Source organism: Klebsiella sp. 141251 (genome assembly GCF_050600725.1).
In the GTDB taxonomy this organism is placed as follows: Bacteria; Pseudomonadota; Gammaproteobacteria; order Enterobacterales; family Enterobacteriaceae; genus Klebsiella; species Klebsiella aerogenes.
This window is the reverse complement of record NZ_JAQIRG010000003.1, coordinates 322,034-341,222: the sequence shown is the minus strand read 5'-3', so window position 1 is coordinate 341,222 and position 19,189 is coordinate 322,034. Positions and strand designations below refer to the sequence as shown.

Genomic DNA, 19,189 nt, shown 5'->3' with positions numbered 1-19,189 from the left:
TGTAGATCTGGCGAGAGAAAACTCTGATGAAAAACTGGAAAACAACTGCAGAAGCAATCCTGACTAACGGCCCGGTCGTACCGGTTATCGTGGTGAAAAAGCTGGAACACGCGGTGCCGATGGCGAAAGCGCTGGTTGCAGGCGGTGTACGCGTTCTGGAAGTCACGTTGCGCACCGAGTGCGCGCTGGAAGCTATCCGCGCTATCGCCAAAGAAGTGCCGGAGGCGATTGTCGGCGCCGGCACCGTGACCAACGTTGAGCAACTGAAAGCCGTAACTGAAGCAGGCGCGCAGTTCGCTATTAGCCCGGGCCTGACCGAATCCCTGCTGAAAGCGGCGACCGGCGAAGGTACTATCCCGCTGATCCCGGGTATTAGCACCGTATCCGAGCTGATGCTGGGCATGCAGTATGGCCTGAAAGAGTTCAAATTCTTCCCGGCGGAAGCGAACGGCGGCGTGAAAGCGCTGCAGGCGATTGCGGGTCCATTCGGCCACATTCGTTTTTGCCCGACCGGCGGCATCTCTCCGGCGAATTACCGCGACTATCTGGCGCTTAACAGCGTGCTGTGCATCGGCGGCTCCTGGCTGGTTCCGGCCGACGCGCTGGAAAGCGGCGACTACGATCGCATCACCAAACTGGCCCGCGAAGCGGTAGAAGGCGCGAAATAATTTCTGCGCCTTAAATGACAGAAGCCCGGCCCGCGTGAGCGACCGGGCTTTTTTTTATCCCTTCACGACAACCGCGGCGGCAGCGTTTTTGGCGCGGCTGATGGCTTCATCGACGTTGTCAGCAACCGCCAGCGTAACGCCCAGGCGACGCGCGCCGGCGATTTCCGGTTTGCCGAACAGCCGCAACTGCAGACCCGCGCCAACGGCGGCATGCAGATTGCCAAAGGTCACATTCTCACTGGTTAGCTGCGGTAAAATCACCGCCGATGCCGCTGGGCCATACTGGCGGATGGCGCCGATCGGCAGGCCAAGGAAGGCGCGAACGTGCAGGGCGAATTCCGACAGATCCTGCGAGATCAGAGTGACCATGCCGGTATCGTGTGGGCGAGGGGAGACTTCGCTGAAGATAACCTCATCGCCGCAAACGAACAATTCAACGCCGAAGAGCCCATATCCACCCAGCGCCAGCACCACTTTGCGGGCGATCTCCTGCGCGCGTTGCAGCGCGAGATCGCTCATCTGCTGCGGCTGCCAGGATTCACGGTAGTCGCCATCTTCCTGACGATGGCCTACCGGGGCGCAAAAGTGGACGCCGTCGACGGCGCTGACGGTGAGCAGCGTAATTTCAAAATCAAAATTTACCACCCCTTCGACGATGACGCGTCCGGCGCCTGCGCGCCCGCCCTGTTGGGCGTATTGCCAGGCGGCGCTGAGCTGGTCAGCCGAGCGGATAAAGCTTTGGCCTTTACCCGAGGAACTCATTACCGGCTTAACGATACAAGGCAGACCAATTTCGGCGACGGCGGCGCGGAACCCTTCTTCACTGTCGGCAAAACGATAGGCAGAGGTGGGGATCTGCAGTTCTTCTGCCGCCAGCCGGCGAATGCCTTCGCGATTCATGGTGAGTTTCGCGGCCCGCGCGGTTGGCACCACTTTTTGCCCGGCTTGTTCAAGTTCAACCAGAGTGTCGGTGGCAATGGCTTCGATCTCCGGCACGATATAATCTGGCCTTTCTAAGGCGATCAGTTCACGCAGCGCGTCGCCGTGCAGCATGTTGATGACGTGCGAACGATGGGCCACCTGCATCGCCGGCGCATCGGGATAGCGGTCGACGGCGATGGTTTCAATACCCAGCCGCTGGCATTCAATGGCGACTTCTTTTCCGAGCTCGCCGGAACCTAACAACATTACCTTCGTGGCCGCGGGGCGCAGCGCGGTACCTAATAAAGTCATAACCTACTCTCAGCGTAAACAGAACATGCCGCGCATTATAAACGAAAACGTTTGCGTCTGTCTTTATACGCGTAAGTTGAGAACGGCGGCGAAATTTGATATACTGTATATAAATACAGCATAAAGGGGCTGCACAATGGCGGTTGAAATCAAATACGTCGTGATCCGTGAAGGTGAGGAAAAAATGTCTTTTGCCAGCAAAAAAGAGGCCGATGCTTACGACAAAATGCTCGATTTGGCTGAGGTGCTCAATGACTGGCTGGTCGCGTGCCCGCTGGAATTAGATGAAGCTCAGCGTGACAATATGTCGATGTGGCTGGCCGAGCGCAAAGACGCCTTACACCACATTCTGAAGTCAGGGAAATTGCCGGAAGCAGAAGATCATGCTGAGGCGGCGGCAGAAATGCCGGAGTCTGCGCCTACAGAGGACGAGGCTCAGCCTGGTGCCGCCGAAGAAGGCGCCGCGAAAAAGCCGCGCAAAGCAAAGGCCGCCTGATAACCGGGCGCAACGGAAATTTTCGCATCTTTAGCCAGCCATAACATTTCCTGACGTCTCGTCGTTTAGGCTGATGGCATCGCATCTCGCGCTATGAGGAATGTTATGGCTAACTGGCTTAATCAACTTCAGTCCCTGCTGGGTCAGCAGGGCGATTCCGTTTCCGCTGAAAAGTCTTCATCCGCTAAAAACCTGCTGCCCGGCGCATTGGGCGGCCTTGCGGGTTTGTTGGTCGCCAGCAAATCATCGCGCAAGCTGCTGGCGAAATATGGCACTGGCGTTCTGCTGGTTGGCGGCGGCGCGGTGGCAGGCAGCGTGCTGTGGAATAAATATCAGCAAAAAATGCGCGGTCAGCAGGCGGATATCGCAATGCAGACATCCACCGCGGTTGCCCAGGAACCGGTTGTGCTTGATGCGCGCAGCGAGCGGCTGATTACCGCGCTAGTCTTTGCCGCCAAAAGCGACGGTCATATTGACGAACGTGAACGTCAGCATATAGAAGAGCAGTTGCGCGCGGCGAACATCGACGTGCAGGGCCGAGTGTTGATCGACAGGGTTTTAACCCAGCCGCTCGACCCGCAGCGGCTGGCGCAAAGCGTGCGCGATGGGCAAGAAGCGCTGGAAATCTACTACCTCAGCTGCGCGGTAATTGATATCGACCATTTTATGGAGCGCAGCTATCTGGATGCGCTCGGCGATGCGCTCAAGCTGCCTGAGGACGTTCGTCAGGAGATAGAACGCGATGTTCAGGCGCAAAAGCAGGCGCTTGATTCTTAAAAGAGAGCGTTTCGCTTGCATCGCTGGCCACTTTTGCCACCCTTATAGACACGACATCGTTCAGGGCGCTCGGCGCCCTGAGTGATTTTGTGATTCCATAATAAGACGCAGAAGAATAACGCATGCTACCGAAAGCCAAACGGATCCCCCACGCCATGACGCTACATGGCGACACTCGCATCGATAACTACTACTGGCTACGCGATGACGAACGCGCGCGCCCGGAAGTGCTGGAGTATCTCCATCAGGAAAATGACTACGGCAAAAAGGTGATGGATTCACAAAGCAGCCTGCAGGAGCGGGTGCTGAAGGAAATCATCGATCGCATTCCGCAGCGGGAGGTCTCCGCTCCTTATAGTAAAAATGGCTACCGCTATCGCCAGGTCTATGAACCAGGCTGTGAATACGCGATTTACCAACGTCAATCGGTGCTCAAAGAAGAGTGGGATGAATGGGAGATTTTGCTCGACGCCAACCAACGGGCGGCGAAGAGCGAATTCTATACTCTCGGCGGATTAGGCGTCGCGCCGAACAACCAACTGATGGCGGTGGCGGAAGATTATCTTTCCCGCCGTCAGTACGGCTTACGTTTTAAGGATCTGAGCAGCGGCGAATGGTCGGCTGAGATCCTGGAAAACGTCACGCCAGGATTTGCCTGGAGTAATGACTCTCGTTTTTTGTGGTATGTGCGTAAGCACCCGACCACGCTGCTGCCGTATCAGGTCTGGCGGCATGCCATTGGCACTAGCGCGGATAACGATGTGTTGGTCTACGAAGAGAAAGACGACACGTTTTACGTCAGCGTGCATAAAACCACCTCCCAGCAGTTTGTGGTTATTTATCTTGCCAGCGCCACCACCAGTGAAGTGTTACTCCTTAATCCGGAACTTCCCGATGCGGCACCGGTGTGCTTTTTGCCGCGACGCAAGGATCATGAATATAGCCTCGACCATTATCAGCACGCGTTTTACCTGCGTTCTAATCGCGAGGGTAAAAACTTCGGGCTTTACCGCACCGTGCTCCGCGACGAAGACCAGTGGCAGACGCTGATCCCAGCACGTCCTGACGTGATGCTCGAAGGCTTTACTTTATTCACCGACTGGCTGGTGGTTGAGGAGCGTCAGCGTGGCTTGACCAGCCTGCGGCAGATCAACCGTAAAACGCGAGAAGTGGTTGGCATCGCCTTTGACGATCCCGCCTACGTCACCTGGCTTGCCTATAATCCGGAACCGGAAACGTCAAGGCTGCGCTACGGTTATTCATCGATGACGACCCCGGATACGCTATTTGAGCTGGATATGGATACCGGCGAGCGGCGGGTTATCAAACAACAGGAAGTGCAGGGCTTTGACGCTGCCTGTTATCGCAGCGAACATCTGTGGGTGACAGCGCGTGACGGCGTGGAGGTGCCGGTATCGCTGGTCTATCACCGTGAACACTTTCGCAAAGGGGTCAGCCCGTTACTGGTGTACGGCTATGGCTCTTACGGCGCCAGCATGGACGCCGATTTTAGCGCCAGCCGTCTGAGCCTGCTGGATCGCGGTTTTGTCTTTGCAATAGCCCATATTCGCGGCGGCGGCGAACTTGGCCAGCAGTGGTATGAAGACGGCAAATTCCTCAACAAGAAGAATACCTTTAACGATTATCTGGACGTCTGCGATGCGCTGCTGGCGCAGGGATATGGCGACCCTAAATTATGCTATGGCATGGGCGGCAGCGCCGGCGGCATGCTGATGGGCGTGGCGATAAACCAACGACCGGAGTTGTTCCATGGCGTAGTGGCGCAGGTGCCGTTTGTTGACGTACTGACCACCATGCTCGACGAATCTATTCCGCTCACGACCGGTGAGTTTGAGGAGTGGGGAAACCCGCAGGACGAAACCTATTATCACTATATGAAGAGCTATAGCCCCTATGATGGCGTCTCAGCCCAGGCTTATCCGCATATGTTAGTGACCACCGGGCTGCATGATTCGCAGGTGCAATACTGGGAACCCGCAAAATGGGTGGCGAAGCTACGCGAGCTGAAAACCGACGACAATCTGCTGCTGTTATGTACCGACATGGATTCCGGGCATGGCGGTAAGTCGGGACGGTTTAAAAGCTACGAGGGCGTGGCGTTGGAGTACGCCTTTTTAATCGCCCTCGCGCAAGGCACCTTGCCCGGCAAGGTAGAAGTGTAGCGTTACTCGCCGAGGTAGTGTTTGAGGGTCAGCCGCAGTTCAGGGCTCATTCGGTCCAGGTTATTGAACAGCCAACGTAAATAGCCTGGATCGTTTTCCGCCACTTCCGACACCGCTTTGCCGCGATATTTGCCGAAGGTAAAGGTAGTCAGCAGCGCCGGTCGGCCGGTAATGTCGGCCATTTCATCCGGTGACCAGCCGGAAACCTGCATGATATCCAGCAGTAGGGCAGCGGTGATATAACAGTCGTACAGCGCGCGGTGGTGATGCAAACCCGGTGGGGTGGCTACGCTTAGCTTGCGCGACTTATACAACCCCATATTGCTGTACTTAATTCCCGGCCACAGGCGGCGCGCCAGCTTCATAGTACAAATCCACTCGCCGTTCATTTCCGGTAATACCCGGCGATCAAAGCTGGCGTTATGGGCGACATACCATGGACTGCCCTGGTATTGCGGTACGATTTCTTCAATCCAGGGCTTATCGGCCACCATTTCTTCAGTGATGCGGTGGATAGCCATCGCCTGCGGGCTGATAGGGCGGTCAGGTCTCACCAGATGACTCATGGGATTCGTTATCTGGCCGTCGATGATATCGACGGAGGCAATTTCGACAATGCCGCCCTGCAAACCGCAGGTTTCGGTATCGATTACGCGCAGCATGGCTTACTCCTCGCCAAAAACACCAGCGTAAAGGAATGCGCGGCGGATGCCAATGGGGGGATCCTCAAGGAATGAGCAATCATTTTGCTTTCGGTTCATACGGCAGGCGGGAAAGTGACACGGATGCCAGACGGTGCGCGATCAGACGTTCACGGAACCAGTCGCGCAGGTGAGCCGGTTGCTCTCGCTCGACGAGGTCGGCAACGACCGGCATATTGTAGCGTTCTTTAAAGGCGACGCCGGCCGCCGCGAGATCAACGTTGACCTTGTCCATTTCATCTTGCGAAATTTTTGCCAGATTATTTGCCATCAGTACCTCCTTCATTACGGCGCAAAAGTTACTAAGCGTGACGCTGAAAGGCAAGTCCCGGATGCTTAGCTCGACTATGCCATTATACAGGGTTATTCTCTGTCCAACATACATAACAAAAAGGAATGACGTTTATGCGAAACATCGCCGGACGCGCGCTAGACGCCGCCGTATTTTTCAGCGCTATGTTAACCACCGCCAGCGCTTTTGCTCATGCTCATCTGCAACAACAAATCCCGGCGGCCGATTCGACGGTCTCCGCGTCGCCGCAGTCGCTCACGTTAACGTTTAGTGAAGGCGTCGAGCTCTCCTTCAGCGGTGTGACCCTCAGCGGCCCGCAGAATAAACCTGTCGCTACCGGCAAGCTGGCCCGCAGCGACGGTAATAAGGCGCAATTAACGCTGCCGCTGACTGAACCGCTGGCGGCGGGCGAGTATACCGTAGCGTGGCATGTGGTCTCCGTTGACGGCCATAAGACCAAAGGGCAATACCACTTCAGCGTGAAGTAAACCATGCTGACGGGAGTGTATGTCGGCCTGCGGTTTGTCCACTTCATCTCATTGATGACGGCTTTCGGTTGCGCGCTGTACGGCGCATGGTGGGCGCCAGCCTCGCTGCGTCGTCTGCTGATGCAGCGTTTTTATCCTTTGCTGCGCTACCTGCTAATGATTAGCGCTATTTCAGCCACCTTGATGCTGATGGCACAAGGCGGGTTGATGGCCGATGGCTGGGGGGATGTCTGGCGACCTGCAATCTGGAGGGCTGTTATCGGGACGCAGTTCGGCGGCGTCTGGCTTTGGCAAATGGTGCTGGCGTGGATTGCGCTGGCGGTGGCGTGGCTCAAACCACGCCGCCCGGCGCGTCTTCTGTTACTGCTATTTTGCGCGCAGTTGTTGTTAATGGCCGGCGTGGGGCATGCGGCGATGAACGACGGTTGGCTCGGCGCGCTACAGCGCACCAATCACGCGCTACATCTGTTCTGCGTCGCTGCCTGGGCCGGCGGGCTGTTGCCATTTGTCTATTGCCTGCGGCTGGCGCGCGGGCGCTGGCGTCAGGTAGCGATAACCACCATGATGCGTTTTTCACGTTATGGGCATCTGGCCGTGGCTGGCGCGATTGCCAGCGGAATTGGCAATACGCTATTAATACAGGGGCGGATGATTGGCGATTCACCGTGGGGAGCGATGTTGTTGCTCAAATGTGCGCTGGTCGCCGCGATGGTAGCAATTGCGCTGGTGAACAGGTATGTTCTGGTACCGCGAATGTCAGGCGAAGGCGCATGGGCGGAACGGACTATTTTACGCACTACACAGCTGGAAATGGCGCTTGCCGCGCTGGCGATCCTCGCCGTCAGCCTGTTCGCGACCTGGCAACCTAATTGAGTTAACTGGCTAAATGATGAAAAAAATCGTTCTGACAATGTTGTTACTGGCAAGCTCAGGCGCCGCGCTGGCGGCGCCACAGGTGATTACCGTGAGCCGTTTTGAAGTGGGCAAGGACAACTGGGCCTTCACCCGCGAAGAGGTGATGTTAACCTGCCGCCCGGGTAATGCGCTTTATGTGATTAACCCGAGCACCCTGGTGCAGTATCCGCTGAATGATGTCGCCGAGCAGGAAGTGAAGGCCGGTAAGACTACCGCGCAGCCGATTTCAATCATCCTGGCTGACGATCCGCAGCATCCGGGGCAAAAAATGAGTCTGGCGCCGTTTATCGAACGAGCGCAAAAGCTCTGCTGATAATTACCTATATCACGTTGTTTTAAAGATAAAAAACCGCCTGCATCTTGTGGAAAAACGCGGCGGTTTTTTGTTGGCGCAACGGATTTTGTCAGCAATTTTTCAACCGCTTTTGTCGCGGACTGGAAAAGCTGACACAGTCAACTATTCTTATAAGGCAAGGCGACTTAGCCTGCATTAATGCCAACTTTTAGCGCACGGCTCTCTCCCAAGAGCCATTTCCCTGGACCGAATACAGGAATCGTGTTCGGTCTCTTTTTATCTATTATTCAGCGAGTTATACACATCCATTGTTAATGCTCATACGGCTGAACGTTGAGCTTTCTCACTTATATCACAACCAAAACCTGCTTAACATTATTTTTACATAAAAATTGCCGTCGCGTCGCAACGGCAACTCCGATACCCGAAATGTCACTTTAGTGAAAACGTGAATTTTTGATGAGTAAACTATTGTAGAGAGGGGCAGCCCTCTTTTATACGGCCAACTTTGTCTCACTCGCTTTAACAGAATGTCTTTTTATATAGTATTTAAACATCCTCATCGCGGGTAATTCTATGAGTCGATATGATAAATAAGAGAAGACGAAAGTCAGGCTGAGTATAGCCGCGACTTTTATGATCCCAGGGATATCACTCCAAATCCAGTTGGTATGGATTCTGATGTACTGGTTTATTGCATAATGAATAAGATACATCGAATATGAAATATTGCCCAGAAAATGCAGGAACTTGTTTTTGAAAATGGCATTCCCGGCTTCAAAGTATAGGGCCGTGAAAAATATCAAAAATGCCCCATAAAAAATACCAACTTTGAATATTAAACCATGGCCACCATTGACATATAACATCGTCAAATATATCGTTGATAATATTATTAAGGCCTGTTCAAAGAGTTTGCTCCTATATTTTACAAGCCAACCTCTCAGCTCGAAAAGTGCCATCCCAGCAATGAATTCCCAGGTGATTGTGGTGCTAATGATTTTGATTGGCACCTGATGCCAATGTTGTACTAATATATTTGCTGATACATATCGGTTGAACTCAAAAGTACCATTATATGTAATTTGGGATATAACTGTTAATGCTATTAAGAACAGAGAGCATAGCACAGATCTGTATTTTTGTGATGCTTTCATAGCTACTGAAAATACAATGTAAAAATAAACTTCATAGGTTAATGTCCATGGGGTTCCCATCAGGTTAAAGTCATAAGCAGGAGCGGGAGTAGAGTAATCTTTATGAAACAAAAGTAAGGATTTAATCATGGTTGATAGATTAATGTCGCGAAACACTGTTAAACAATAGAATACCCAGACAATAAAAAGGTAAGGGTAAATTCGCACAATTCTTTTTCCCAGGAATAAAGCCGTACTTTCATTACCATTTTTTGTGGCATAGGCAATAATAAATCCACTGATTATAAAAAATATATCCACACCAATCCTTCCGGCATCGAATAGATGTCCCCATTCATCACCCATATACCAGGAGATGTGAAGTAATACGACTAATAATGCTGCTATACCTCGAAGGTAATGTATCGATACTATTTCTTGTTTGCTGTTCATTTAATCAACAATCTGAAGGTAAGAATTTCCGCAGATGTTATCACTTACAATGCAGTCTCTCAGCATAAATAAGAGGGGGGGGTAATCTACAAGTATTAGTAATTATTGTGATCTGTTTTATTTTTCATTATTATCAAATGGTTATGGATTTATTGTTTGAGATGTTCATTTTTTTTGTTACTTTTTCAGATAAAATTTAATATGGATTAATAGGTTTGTTTAGATATTTATATATAGCGCATGTATTTTTTATTTTATTAATATTCACCGCGCGAATAATATATTTCTGAGGTTGTATTAAATTAGCTAGATGCTCTTATTTGAGCAGTGGTTCATGAGATAATCCGTGAATAATGATAATCAGATATCCGATTCCCGATGTGGCTTTCAGAGCCTGTCACCCCTCTATCCAGGCTGAGCATTGTCTAAAATTAATGCTAAAGGTGTTTTACATCGTAGCTTTTCGTATGGGGACCGTTGAGAACGCAGCTATTCCGTAAGCTGCAATTCGCGATCCGCTCATTTTGTTGTCGGTATAGGCTGTAAAACGGCGGGAAGAACGGGTTACGTTGAAGATCGCGGTCGGAAAGAAGACACCTGCACATAACCAGACCCATAGTGCAGGTGAAGGATGGGTCTACATCGGAAGTCATTAGTATACATATTTGTATGATAAATAAAATGAGGCAATGATGGAATGTTATGCAATTAATGCGGTTCTTTGGGAAGTGTAGACCTTCTGCCGCCAATTGATACAGCCAGAATGAAGTCCTGGTAAAGTCAGCATGTTTGCATTTATTCTGGGGCGATTAATGATGGATAGAGTAAGGTTTCCAGATAGCTGACCAATACCCATATCTCGTCACTGAAAATAAACCACAGGGCACTGCCTAAAATAAGCAGGATAACCAGCAGCAGGAAAATCTCAGTTTTACTCATGGGTCAATGGCCAACTTAAACCGATTATCAACAGGCCACGATATTAACCAAAGAATGTACAAATGAAAACGCCGTTATTTAAAACGGCGAATTTTTTTCGTAATAAGACGTGAATATTTATTTTACACTTAGCAGATTAGCCACCTGTACGGCCATCTCATCCATTAGCTGGAAACGGCGGCGATATTCGGCGCGCTTCTTGCTCGCGATACTTTCCAGCGATTTTCTTTCCAGTTTCAGCGGCAAGCGCCAGCGGTAACTATCCTCACGCACACCTTCAATTGATTGCCAGAACTCATCATAGCTGGCATGGAAGTGCCGGCCTTTGCTTAAGCGATAGCGCAGAGCGCGGAACACGTGGCCATTATCGCTAACGGCGTAAATAGCCTGAATATTGCTTTGGCCGGCCAACAGCCAGATGAATTCCAGCAGCAGGCGCTTAGGGAACAGGCCGTAACAGGCGCGGGTCGCGTGTTTAATCACCTCATGGGAAACATGGCGGCGGGGCCCCTGCAGGCCGCCGATGACCAGTTGCCACTGCCCTTGGTGGCGGATTACGCTAAACGTGACGCTGGCCAACAACTGGTGATGGCTATCGCGAAGCCAAAGGGTGGTTTCACCTTCCCGCTCTGCTTTCCCGGCTGACGAGGCAAAGAGCGTAAAGGCCGCATCATCTTTAGCGGACAGGGTCAGTAACGGTAGTTCTGACGGCGATATCATGGCCATCGCCAGCCGGTTTTCGCCCAACGAGTCGACATACTGATAGTGGCTGATGATGGCCTGGGAACGCTGACGCGCGTTTAGATCGCGCACTAAATACTGACGATGTACTTTACCTGGAAGCGTAGCCTGCGCAGCCAACAGTTGGCGGAAATCACTACGTGCCGAAAGGGTGTCCAGCATTTCTCGGGTCGGCTGATAAAATAATGCCGTACGCAACAAGAATTTGAGCCGAAAGTTGCGTTTTTGCCAGATTGGCGCAGGCGTGATACGCCCCATTACGAGATCGGCAATCAAATTTGAGCGTTGCTGCAGTGTGCATGATGAATGCAGGCTATTGTCCGTCACGATGTCATACCTCGTCATTATTTTATTTTTATTTTACGGATCTCGCGGGACAAGCTTAATGGTTCGCCAGACTATATTTACGCCTTGTTTAACGTTGATTGACGTATGAATTTTCAACCTCGTTTTCAGACATATTTTGTATAATTAACAGAGGGGGTGAAATATGTATCAGCGATTGGCAGGTAGCACCTGGCGTAATATTTGGCTGGTGGGCGATCTACATGGTTGTTTTGCTTTATTAATGTCCCAGCTGCGCCAGCTTAAATTTGATCCCTGGCAGGATCTTCTTATTTCTGTTGGCGATCTGATTGACCGTGGGCCGCAAAGCGTGGAATGTCTGGGGTTGCTGCGTTGCCGGTGGTTCAGAGCGGTGCGCGGTAACCATGAGCAAATGGCGCTGGATGCGCTGGCGAGCGGGGAAATGGCACTGTGGACGATGAACGGTGGCGAGTGGTATCCAACCGCCTCACAAGAACAGAAACGGTTGGCTGATTTGCTGTTTAACCGCTGCCGGGATGTGCCGTTAATCATTGAACTCCGCTGTCAGGATACCACCCACGTGATTGCCCATGCCGACTATCCCGCCAGCGTTTATCATTGGCAGTTGCCCGTGGACGAACATCAGGTGCTCTGGGGCCGCCAGCGTTTAACCGATCATCTGGCGGGGCGGCACGGTGAGATAGCCGGGGCGGATCACTTTTGGTTTGGCCATACGCCGCTTAAACGCCGTTACGATAGCGATAACCAACACTACATTGACACCGGCGCGGTGTTTGGCGGAGAGCTAACGCTGGTGCAGCTGCAGTGAGCCGCTTAAAAATCGCTGTATTCCGTCGCCGGTCGCCAGAAGCCGTCGATAAAATCTTCTACCGGGAAACAGCCTCCCTGGCGAATTCGTTGGTCGTCCATAGCGACGAGGCATTGTCGTTCGCTATCATAGACATCCACTACGATGTCTTCGCACCCGCCGTCCAGATAGCAAATGAATAATACTAAGGCAAACATCCCGCCCTCATTAGCGAATGAACATAAGGTAAGTGTAGGGGAAGTTGGCGCAGCGGGGGAGGGATATAAATAACCCGTCTCAGGCGACGGGTTCATTTGAGTCAGGCAAGGCGCATGACCCAGGCATCGGATTGGCGATCGTAATGTTTGCGGTAAAGCACAGAATGTTCGCCATTAAGAATGGCGGGAACGCTGGTTTCGGCATCCCAGGCGTCTAATTGCATGCATAAGTCAGGATCGGATTTGCAAGGAATGCTTAACGTTCGCTCACCCTGTGACTCGCCATGCAGCTCGGCGTCGTCGATCTCAAACGCGCCGATTCGTACGTTAGTTTTACTCATCATTCACCCCGTTTGTCTGCTGAGTTGTGGTACGACCAGTTAGGCCGTCATTTTTCAGCGTAGACAACGGGGAGTAAATCGCCAGTCAAAAAGTGCGCTTTTTGGCGCGCGGTCACGACTTTCCAGCGAAGAGTTTGCCGTCGCGCACCAGTTCGCGGGGGTAACTGTTTTTCAACCGCGATCCCACACGCTTGGCAAGTCCTAATGGCGTTCCCTGGAACGTGACAATCACTTCATCCTGCCGCGGCGGCGCCTCGGGATAGACATCGCGTCCACGATACCACTCTTCCGCTTCCGCTAAGGTGAGCTCAAACGGCTCCTCTGGCGCGGCCAGCGCGATCGCTGCTTCATGCTGCCAGCGGTAGCCTTTGTTATGTGTTTCAGCGAGGCGGATCCCGATGCGCGAAAAACGGACGTTGCCGATTAGCGCTTCCAGCGCCTGTGGGAACAGCCAGATTTCTTTATCACGCTGCCACAGATGAAGATGCTCTCCCCAATGCAGGCCAACGGCGTTGGCGGCTGCGGTGACAGCCGCTGCCTCACGTCCTTTCATCGGCGCGAAAGGGAACTTACCCACTTTATAGCCGGGCGCAGGCAGCGGATCGATAGAGGCGGTTTTACGCAGGCGGGCAACGAAAAAACCCTCACAATCAAAAATCTGCGGGAACACGTGCAGGAAGCCTTCGTCGGTGAGCGCCTCGCGGGCCTGTGGGAACAGTGAATCCAGCGTCAGGACTTCTACCGCCTGCGGGTAGGTTTGCAGGAGCCAGTTTATCACTTCCTCGTTTTCTTCACGATTCAGCGTACAGGTGGAGTAAACGAGGGTGCCGCCAGGACGCAGAGCGTGAAAGGCGCTGTCAATGAGCTCACGTTGGGTGGCGGCAATCTCCTGATTACTTTCTGGCGACCAGTTTTTCAGCGCGTCGGGATCTTTTCGCACTACCCCTTCGCCCGAGCAGGGGGCGTCGAGCAAAATCGCGTCGAAGCACTCAGGCAGAGCGGCGCCGAAGACGCGCCCGTCGAAGTGGGTGAGGGCAACGTTCGTGATGCCGCAGCGGCTGATATTGGCGTGCAGCACTTTCACCCGACTGGCGGAGAATTCGTTAGCCAGAATCCCGCCGCGATTGCCCATGCGAGCGGCGATTTGCGTCGTTTTGGAACCCGGCGCGGCGGCGACGTCCATCACTCGCTCAGGCATGTTCCCATCGGCGAACAGCGCCGCTACCGGCAGCATCGAGCTCGCTTCCTGAATATAAAAGAGCCCGCTCAGATGCTCGGCGGTGCTGCCAAGCGGTAATACATCGTCGTCATCGCGCTCGATCCAGAAACCCTCGGCGCACCACGGAACCGGCGTTAACTGCCAGCCGTAAGGGGCGACCAGTTGCAGAAAATCAGCGACCGTAATCTTCAACGTATTGACGCGGATACTGCGACGCAGCGGACGCTGGCAGGCGGCGATAAAGTCATCGAAAGAGAGATGCGTTGGCATAGCCGCACGCATTTGAGCGAGGAAGGGTTCCGGAAGATAGACAGCGTTTTGAGCCACGAGCAGCGCACCACAAGAAAAAAGGGTGCGCAGTTTACCATAAACGCCCCGGAGCGGGACACCGGGGCGTTTATGGGACATTGGGAATTAATTAGGTAGCGCCGTTCCCCAATCGCGCCACTCTTTCGGCTCGCTTTCCAGCAGCAGGAAGTGCTTGCCATCCTGCGCTTTCGGCGCCAGCGGCGTTCCCGGCGGCGTGGCAAAGGCGATACCGCCGCGAATAAACTGGTTGAAGGTACCTGTTTTCACCACGCCGCCAATCAGGCCGAAGTCGAGGCTATAGCCGGAAGCCAACCAGAACACCGAGTTGTTGCGCACTAAGTACTGATAACGCTTACTGATACGCAGCTTAACCATTACGCGGTCGGACATTGAACCCAGGGTCAGCCCGGTCACGGTGCCCACTTCCAGGCCGCGGAACAGCACCGGCGTACCAATATCGAGCGAACCGGCTTCCGGCACTTCGACGATAATACTCAGGCCATCGATGTAACGTGAGTCGGTGATGGTGGTGTCCTGAATCTCAAAGTCGCGGCGCGGCGAACCACGGCCAGGTTCAACGTTGATATAAGACTGGAAAATCGTGTCCAGATGTTCAACGCCGGCGGCAGAGATCTGCGGCGTAATGACCGAGAAACGCGTCCCGGCACGGGCAAAGGTGCCAACATACTCCGGATAAAGTACCGCTTTGGCCTGAACTTCATTCTTTGCCGTGATCAGTTCCAGCGACTGGATCTGGCCGATGTCGATACCGAGGTAGCGAATCGGCATACCCGCCGCCATTTTACCGGCATCGAAAGCGTGCAGCGTGATCTGGCCGCCCACCGCGCGGGCAGCGGTTTCGGAGGCGTAGAGGATACGCTTATTGTTCAAGCGCGCGTTGGCGCTGCTGCCGCTGAGGTTATCGAAGCTGATGGCGCCTTTCAGCGCGCGCGCCAGCGGTGACGCCTGCACGGTTAGCCCATTACCGTCGAGTTTTACCTTTGCGCCGCCTTCGGCCCAGAAGACGCTGTTATTGGTCAACAAATGGCGATATTCCGGTTTGATATGCAGATCGATATCGAATGCGTTGCTGCGCGGCTTCACCGAGATGATCTCGCCGACGGCGAATTTGCGATACAACACTACCGAGCCTGCCTGCACATCGGGCAGCGTTTCCGCAGAAAGGCTTAGCGTGGTGGTTGGGATTTCACTAAGGCTATTTTCCTGCGCTTTTTCCAGGTTGGCATACAGCGGATAGCGGCTCTGCATTTCCCCTTTTTCGCCGGGGATGATGCGGATCCCGCCATCAACCCATTCGCTGGCGCTGGCGCCGAGTACCTGCACGCCATCCAGCCCAACTTTCACATCAAGGCGGCTGTTGACGACAAATTTGCTATCGCCGCGTACCAGATTGCGATACTCCGGCGCAATGGCGACCTGGAAAGTGACACCCTCTGCGGTTAGCTTGCGTTCCAGTACCTGGCCCACTTTCACGCCGTGCAGCATCAGCGGCTGGCCGGCGGAAACGCCATAGCTTTCCGGCGCCGATAACGTCACGGTGGCGACGTTAGGCTCATCCAGCAGCGCTTTATCGGCTGGCATAACCATAAAGTGATTGCGCGGTTCGCCGTCACCGGGTACCAGTTCGAAGGTGTTGCCGGTGAGTAGGGCGCTGACGCTTGGGTTATCCAGCGAGATTTTCGGCTTCTTCATTTGAATCAGCGTTTTATCCCGAAGCAGGGTGACCACGCTCGGGTCGACGGTCATCTCACCGCTAACTTTACCGCCGGGATTGAGATTGAGTTTGGTTAACTGACCCACTTCCAGCCCCTGGTACATCAGCGGCGTAGAGCCCGCCTTCAACCCATCGCCGTCGGGCAGCTCCAGCGTCACCAGCACGCCGCGCTGGCTGTGCGCCAGATCCTCATACAGGTTGTACTCGTCGTTTTGCGCCGCCGCTTTGGAGTCGTCTGGCGAGTCAAAGGCGATGGCGCCGTTAACTAACGCGGAGAGATTTTCCAGCTGGACTTTGGCGCCACTCAGGCTGACGTCGGCTTTAATCCCGGAGACGTTCCAGAACCGACTGCCTTTTTTAACAAGATTGGTGAAGCGACGCTCGATTAATACATCAATCGTCACCCCCTGATTGTTGGCGTTGAGCGTGTAGTCATACACCCGGCCAACCGGAATTTTACGGAAATAGACCAGCGAGCCGCTGTTCAGCGAGCCGAGATCCGGCGCCTGCAGATGAATCATTAGTTCGCCGTTGTTGATGCGGTATTTTGGCTGAGTATCCAGGGCGACGAAGTGATCTTCCGGTTCGCCTTTGCCCGGCATCATGCCGATATAGTTACCGCCGACCAGCGCATCCAGCCCGGAAACGCCGGCCAGTGAAGCTTTTGGCGTCACCAGCCAGAACTGGGTGTCTTTGCGCAGCGCGTCTTTCATATCGCTCTTCACGCTGGCGGAAACTTCGATCTTGCTGAGGTCCTTACTCAAAGAGATATCCTGTACCGTACCAACTTCTACCCCTTGATAGCGGATAGGCGTACGCCCCGGAACAATCCCGTTTGCGGACTGGAAATCGATGGTAATCGTCGTTCCCCGGCCTTCAAAGCTGGTCCAGATGAGCCATCCGGCAATCATCAGCGCGATGACCGGCAACAACCAGAATGGCGAGATACGACGTTTGGTTTTTATTTTGGCTTCAGTCGGCGAAGCGGGCGTTTCCTGACTCATGAGCGTCCCAAAGTAAGCGGCTGTCCAGCCATTCAACTGCAAGGATAGTTAAAATCACCGCGCCGCCGAAGTACACCGCCGCCGGCCCCATGGTAAAAGCCAGGAGCTGATCGCGGTTTATCAACGACATGGTTAATGAGATAACAAACAGATCCAACATCGACCAGCGGCCGATCCAGGTAATCAGCCGCAGCAGCAGGATACGCGTACGTAGCCCCTGTTCGCATTTGAATTGTATGCTGACCAGCAGGGTAAATAACACTATAACTTTGGTGAATGGTACCAAAATACTGGCGATGAACACTACGCCGGCGATAGCGATGTTGCTGTTGGCAAGTGAAATAATGCCCGAAAGAATCGTATCTTCCTGGCGCGAGCCATTGACGTAGATTATCGATATCGGCAGCAGGTTGGCCGGCAGCAGGAAAACCAGCGACGCAATCAGGGCCGCCCAGCTACGCTGCAGGCTTTGCGGCCGGCGATGATGCAGCGAGGTATGGCACCGGCGGCAGCGGCCGCGGGAGTCGCGATAACCGGTATAGTGACAGCCGGTGCAAACCTGAAGATTGGTGTCGTAGCGCATTGCCGGTCGTTCGGGATAAAAACGCTCCCACAACTCTTCAACGTTCATGTGGATGAGCGTCAGGATGCTGAGTAGGGTCAGCGCGATAAACGCGATTAGGCCGATGCCGGGCTGCAGGAAGGCATAGTCCTGGACCTTAATGGAGGCGACGCCGATACCGACCAGATAAATGTCCAGCATCACCCACTCTTTCAGTTTCCCGAGCATCAGCAGCACCGGACGCAGGTTCATCCCCAGCACGTTGCCAAGCCAAAGGTAGGCGATGGATACCACCAGCAGGACGGGCGCAACCACGGCGCAGAAGAGCACCATCGCGGCGGTAATGGGGTCGCCCTGGTTGGTCATCTGCCAGATCCCCTGCAGGACGTTAGCGTCAATGCGCACGCCGAGCAGATGCAAACGCAGCAGTGGCTCGCTCCAGGCGAACGGCATCAGCAACATCATCGTAAACGCCATACTGGCGAGCCGGGAGAGGGACCAATCGCGGCCGTCGCGTACTTTCGCGTTGCACCGCGGACACCAGGCGCATTGATTTCTTTTCACAACCGGTATGCGGAACAGCATGTCGCACTGCGTACAGCGCTGATAGTGCGCATGCGGCGTTGGCGAACTGACCGAATGAACGGTAATCTTCTTCGTCGGCGTGATTGAGGGTGTTTTTATCAGCATTTATTACGTTCGGGAATGAATGTATCCCACTATATTAACCCAGGAATGAATTCATCTTGAGCCCGAAGGCATTTAATGCTTATTTTAGTAGGCATCTGCAGATGAGATAGTAAGACAACTAAGTGATTAAAAAATGAACAAAACAGAATTCTACGCGGATCTGAACCGCGATTTCCAGGCGCTTATGGCAGGCGAAACCAGTTTTTTGGCAATGATCTCCAATACCAGCGCGTTGTTGTTTGAACGCCTGGAAGAGGTCAACTGGGCCGGTTTTTACCTGCTGGAAGGCGACACGCTGGTGCTGGGGCCGTTCCAGGGTAAGCTGGCCTGTGTACGTATTCCTGTCGGCCGCGGCGTGTGCGGTTCCGCCGTGGCGCAGAACCGCGTCCAGCGCGTGGAAGATGTCCATGCTTTTGAGGGCCATATCGCCTGTGACGCCGCCAGCAATTCGGAAATCGTCTTTCCGTTGCAGGTGAATAATCAGATTATCGGCGTACTGGATATCGATAGCACGGCGTATTCCCGCTTCACCGCAGAAGACGAACAGGGGCTTGCAGAGCTGGTCTCGCGCCTTGAAACGCTGATTGCGGCGACCGATTATCAAAAAATCTTTGCCCACGTCGCAGGATAATCAACGGATAACGTAGCATTTAGCGATGACGTCATTATAATGACGCCTG

General features: G+C 53.5%; 19 protein-coding genes and 1 pseudogene. 9 read left to right on the top strand and 11 right to left on the bottom strand.

All coding sequences use genetic code 11. The features are described 5' to 3' along the window. The first annotated feature begins 26 nt into the window (after positions 1-26). Positions 27-668, top strand: a complete 642-nt coding sequence (locus PGR09_RS09355; protein WP_047077752.1) for a bifunctional 4-hydroxy-2-oxoglutarate aldolase/2-dehydro-3-deoxy-phosphogluconate aldolase — start codon at positions 27-29, stop codon at positions 666-668. Positions 669-722: 54 nt separating this feature from the next. Here PGR09_RS09355 and purT read toward each other — a convergent pair whose 3' ends face one another. Continuing rightward, positions 723-1,901: a formate-dependent phosphoribosylglycinamide formyltransferase gene (gene purT, locus PGR09_RS09350; RefSeq protein WP_045390325.1), complete on the bottom strand. Its 1,179-nt coding sequence runs from the start codon at positions 1,899-1,901 to the stop codon at positions 723-725. A 136-nt stretch (positions 1,902-2,037) separates the two neighbouring features. Here purT and PGR09_RS09345 point away from each other — a divergent pair, with 136 nt between their 5' ends. From PGR09_RS09345 to ptrB, 3 genes are all read left to right on the top strand, one after another. Then, entirely contained in the window at positions 2,038-2,397 is a 360-nt protein-coding gene (locus PGR09_RS09345) for a YebG family protein (protein ID WP_045390327.1), read from the top strand. Between the two features lie 105 nt (positions 2,398-2,502). Then, complete coding sequence (locus PGR09_RS09340) at positions 2,503-3,174, top strand: tellurite resistance TerB family protein (RefSeq protein ID WP_430916075.1); 672 nt, start codon at positions 2,503-2,505, stop codon at positions 3,172-3,174. 122 nt (positions 3,175-3,296) lie between these two features. Beyond that, positions 3,297-5,357, top strand: coding sequence for an oligopeptidase B (ptrB, locus tag PGR09_RS09335; protein WP_430916074.1), 2,061 nt, complete (start codon positions 3,297-3,299; stop codon positions 5,355-5,357). A 2-nt stretch (positions 5,358-5,359) separates the two neighbouring features. Here ptrB and exoX read toward each other — a convergent pair whose 3' ends face one another. Together exoX and PGR09_RS09325 are read right to left on the bottom strand one after the other, a co-directional pair. After that, positions 5,360-6,019 (bottom strand): exodeoxyribonuclease X, encoded by a 660-nt coding sequence (exoX, locus tag PGR09_RS09330; protein WP_045390333.1) that lies wholly within the window; start codon positions 6,017-6,019, stop codon positions 5,360-5,362. A gap of 79 nt (positions 6,020-6,098) precedes the next feature. Beyond that, positions 6,099-6,329, bottom strand: coding sequence for a DNA polymerase III subunit theta (locus PGR09_RS09325; protein ID WP_015366007.1), 231 nt, complete (start codon positions 6,327-6,329; stop codon positions 6,099-6,101). Between the two features lie 134 nt (positions 6,330-6,463). Between PGR09_RS09325 and yobA the strand changes: the two genes are divergently transcribed. The 3 genes from yobA to PGR09_RS09310 are packed head-to-tail and all read left to right on the top strand — an operon-like array spanning position 6,464 to position 8,066. After that, a complete protein-coding gene (yobA, locus tag PGR09_RS09320; protein ID WP_430916073.1) occupies positions 6,464-6,838 on the top strand; it encodes a CopC domain-containing protein YobA in 375 nt (124 codons plus the stop codon). Positions 6,839-6,841: 3 nt separating this feature from the next. Beyond that, a complete protein-coding gene (gene copD / locus PGR09_RS09315) occupies positions 6,842-7,711 on the top strand; it encodes a copper homeostasis membrane protein CopD (protein WP_430916072.1) in 870 nt (289 codons plus the stop codon). Between the two features lie 13 nt (positions 7,712-7,724). After that, positions 7,725-8,066 carry a YebY family protein gene (locus PGR09_RS09310; protein WP_072251410.1) on the top strand — a complete coding sequence of 114 codons (342 nt, stop codon included), beginning with the start codon at positions 7,725-7,727 and terminating at the stop codon, positions 8,064-8,066. A gap of 476 nt (positions 8,067-8,542) precedes the next feature. On the opposite strand, the gene PGR09_RS09305 is transcribed toward PGR09_RS09310, so the two are convergent. From PGR09_RS09305 to PGR09_RS09295, 3 genes are all read right to left on the bottom strand, one after another. Then, positions 8,543-9,637, bottom strand: coding sequence for an acyltransferase family protein (locus PGR09_RS09305; RefSeq protein WP_430916071.1), 1,095 nt, complete (start codon positions 9,635-9,637; stop codon positions 8,543-8,545). A 795-nt stretch (positions 9,638-10,432) separates the two neighbouring features. Then, complete coding sequence (locus PGR09_RS09300) at positions 10,433-10,576, bottom strand: Ecr family regulatory small membrane protein (RefSeq protein WP_348874664.1); 144 nt, start codon at positions 10,574-10,576, stop codon at positions 10,433-10,435. 117 nt (positions 10,577-10,693) lie between these two features. Further along, a complete protein-coding gene (locus PGR09_RS09295; RefSeq protein WP_047045312.1) occupies positions 10,694-11,662 on the bottom strand; it encodes a VirK/YbjX family protein in 969 nt (322 codons plus the stop codon). Positions 11,663-11,807: 145 nt separating this feature from the next. Here PGR09_RS09295 and pphA point away from each other — a divergent pair, with 145 nt between their 5' ends. Beyond that, positions 11,808-12,452 (top strand): protein-serine/threonine phosphatase, encoded by a 645-nt coding sequence (gene pphA, locus PGR09_RS09290; protein WP_047045310.1) that lies wholly within the window; start codon positions 11,808-11,810, stop codon positions 12,450-12,452. Positions 12,453-12,457: 5 nt separating this feature from the next. Here pphA and PGR09_RS09285 read toward each other — a convergent pair whose 3' ends face one another. The 5 genes from PGR09_RS09285 to yebS form a co-directional block, all read right to left on the bottom strand. After that, positions 12,458-12,649 carry a YebW family protein gene (locus PGR09_RS09285; RefSeq protein ID WP_045376105.1) on the bottom strand — a complete coding sequence of 64 codons (192 nt, stop codon included), beginning with the start codon at positions 12,647-12,649 and terminating at the stop codon, positions 12,458-12,460. A gap of 101 nt (positions 12,650-12,750) precedes the next feature. Beyond that, on the bottom strand, positions 12,751-12,990 hold the full coding sequence (locus tag PGR09_RS09280) for a YebV family protein (protein WP_015705939.1): 240 nt from the start codon (positions 12,988-12,990) through the stop codon (positions 12,751-12,753). 112 nt (positions 12,991-13,102) lie between these two features. Next, positions 13,103-14,536, bottom strand: a complete 1,434-nt coding sequence (rsmF, locus tag PGR09_RS09275) for a 16S rRNA (cytosine(1407)-C(5))-methyltransferase RsmF (protein WP_074165435.1) — start codon at positions 14,534-14,536, stop codon at positions 13,103-13,105. A gap of 87 nt (positions 14,537-14,623) precedes the next feature. Then, on the bottom strand, positions 14,624-17,257 hold the full coding sequence (locus tag PGR09_RS09270; RefSeq protein ID WP_045390368.1) for a PqiB family protein: 2,634 nt from the start codon (positions 17,255-17,257) through the stop codon (positions 14,624-14,626). Next, complete coding sequence (gene yebS, locus PGR09_RS09265) at positions 17,226-18,509, bottom strand: membrane integrity lipid transport subunit YebS (RefSeq protein ID WP_047045296.1); 1,284 nt, start codon at positions 18,507-18,509, stop codon at positions 17,226-17,228. Before yebS ends, PGR09_RS09270 begins: the two co-directional genes overlap by 32 nt. Before the next feature lie 133 nt (positions 18,510-18,642). On the opposite strand from yebS, the pseudogene PGR09_RS09260 reads away from it, so the two are divergent. Beyond that, positions 18,643-19,156 (top strand): annotated as a pseudogene (locus PGR09_RS09260) (GAF domain-containing protein). The last annotated feature ends 33 nt before the right edge of the window (positions 19,157-19,189 follow it).

What these genes read in the sequence shown, in the direction of transcription:
- yebS (WP_047045296.1), bottom strand. Translation starts at nt 18,509, where the DNA reads ATGCTGATAAAAACACCCTCAATCACGCCGACGAAGAAGATTACCGTT.
- purT (WP_045390325.1), bottom strand. Translation starts at nt 1,901, where the DNA reads ATGACTTTATTAGGTACCGCGCTGCGCCCCGCGGCCACGAAGGTAATG.
- ptrB (WP_430916074.1), top strand. Translation starts at nt 3,297, where the DNA reads ATGCTACCGAAAGCCAAACGGATCCCCCACGCCATGACGCTACATGGC.
- PGR09_RS09345 (WP_045390327.1), top strand. Translation starts at nt 2,038, where the DNA reads ATGGCGGTTGAAATCAAATACGTCGTGATCCGTGAAGGTGAGGAAAAA.
- copD (WP_430916072.1), top strand. Translation starts at nt 6,842, where the DNA reads ATGCTGACGGGAGTGTATGTCGGCCTGCGGTTTGTCCACTTCATCTCA.
- PGR09_RS09270 (WP_045390368.1), bottom strand. Translation starts at nt 17,257, where the DNA reads ATGAGTCAGGAAACGCCCGCTTCGCCGACTGAAGCCAAAATAAAAACC.
- PGR09_RS09355 (WP_047077752.1), top strand. Translation starts at nt 27, where the DNA reads ATGAAAAACTGGAAAACAACTGCAGAAGCAATCCTGACTAACGGCCCG.
- pphA (WP_047045310.1), top strand. Translation starts at nt 11,808, where the DNA reads ATGTATCAGCGATTGGCAGGTAGCACCTGGCGTAATATTTGGCTGGTG.
- PGR09_RS09340 (WP_430916075.1), top strand. Translation starts at nt 2,503, where the DNA reads ATGGCTAACTGGCTTAATCAACTTCAGTCCCTGCTGGGTCAGCAGGGC.
- PGR09_RS09300 (WP_348874664.1), bottom strand. Translation starts at nt 10,576, where the DNA reads ATGAGTAAAACTGAGATTTTCCTGCTGCTGGTTATCCTGCTTATTTTA.
- PGR09_RS09295 (WP_047045312.1), bottom strand. Translation starts at nt 11,662, where the DNA reads ATGACGAGGTATGACATCGTGACGGACAATAGCCTGCATTCATCATGC.
- PGR09_RS09280 (WP_015705939.1), bottom strand. Translation starts at nt 12,990, where the DNA reads ATGAGTAAAACTAACGTACGAATCGGCGCGTTTGAGATCGACGACGCC.
- PGR09_RS09285 (WP_045376105.1), bottom strand. Translation starts at nt 12,649, where the DNA reads ATGTTTGCCTTAGTATTATTCATTTGCTATCTGGACGGCGGGTGCGAA.
- exoX (WP_045390333.1), bottom strand. Translation starts at nt 6,019, where the DNA reads ATGCTGCGCGTAATCGATACCGAAACCTGCGGTTTGCAGGGCGGCATT.
- PGR09_RS09325 (WP_015366007.1), bottom strand. Translation starts at nt 6,329, where the DNA reads ATGGCAAATAATCTGGCAAAAATTTCGCAAGATGAAATGGACAAGGTC.
- yobA (WP_430916073.1), top strand. Translation starts at nt 6,464, where the DNA reads ATGCGAAACATCGCCGGACGCGCGCTAGACGCCGCCGTATTTTTCAGC.
- PGR09_RS09305 (WP_430916071.1), bottom strand. Translation starts at nt 9,637, where the DNA reads ATGAACAGCAAACAAGAAATAGTATCGATACATTACCTTCGAGGTATA.
- PGR09_RS09310 (WP_072251410.1), top strand. Translation starts at nt 7,725, where the DNA reads ATGATGAAAAAAATCGTTCTGACAATGTTGTTACTGGCAAGCTCAGGC.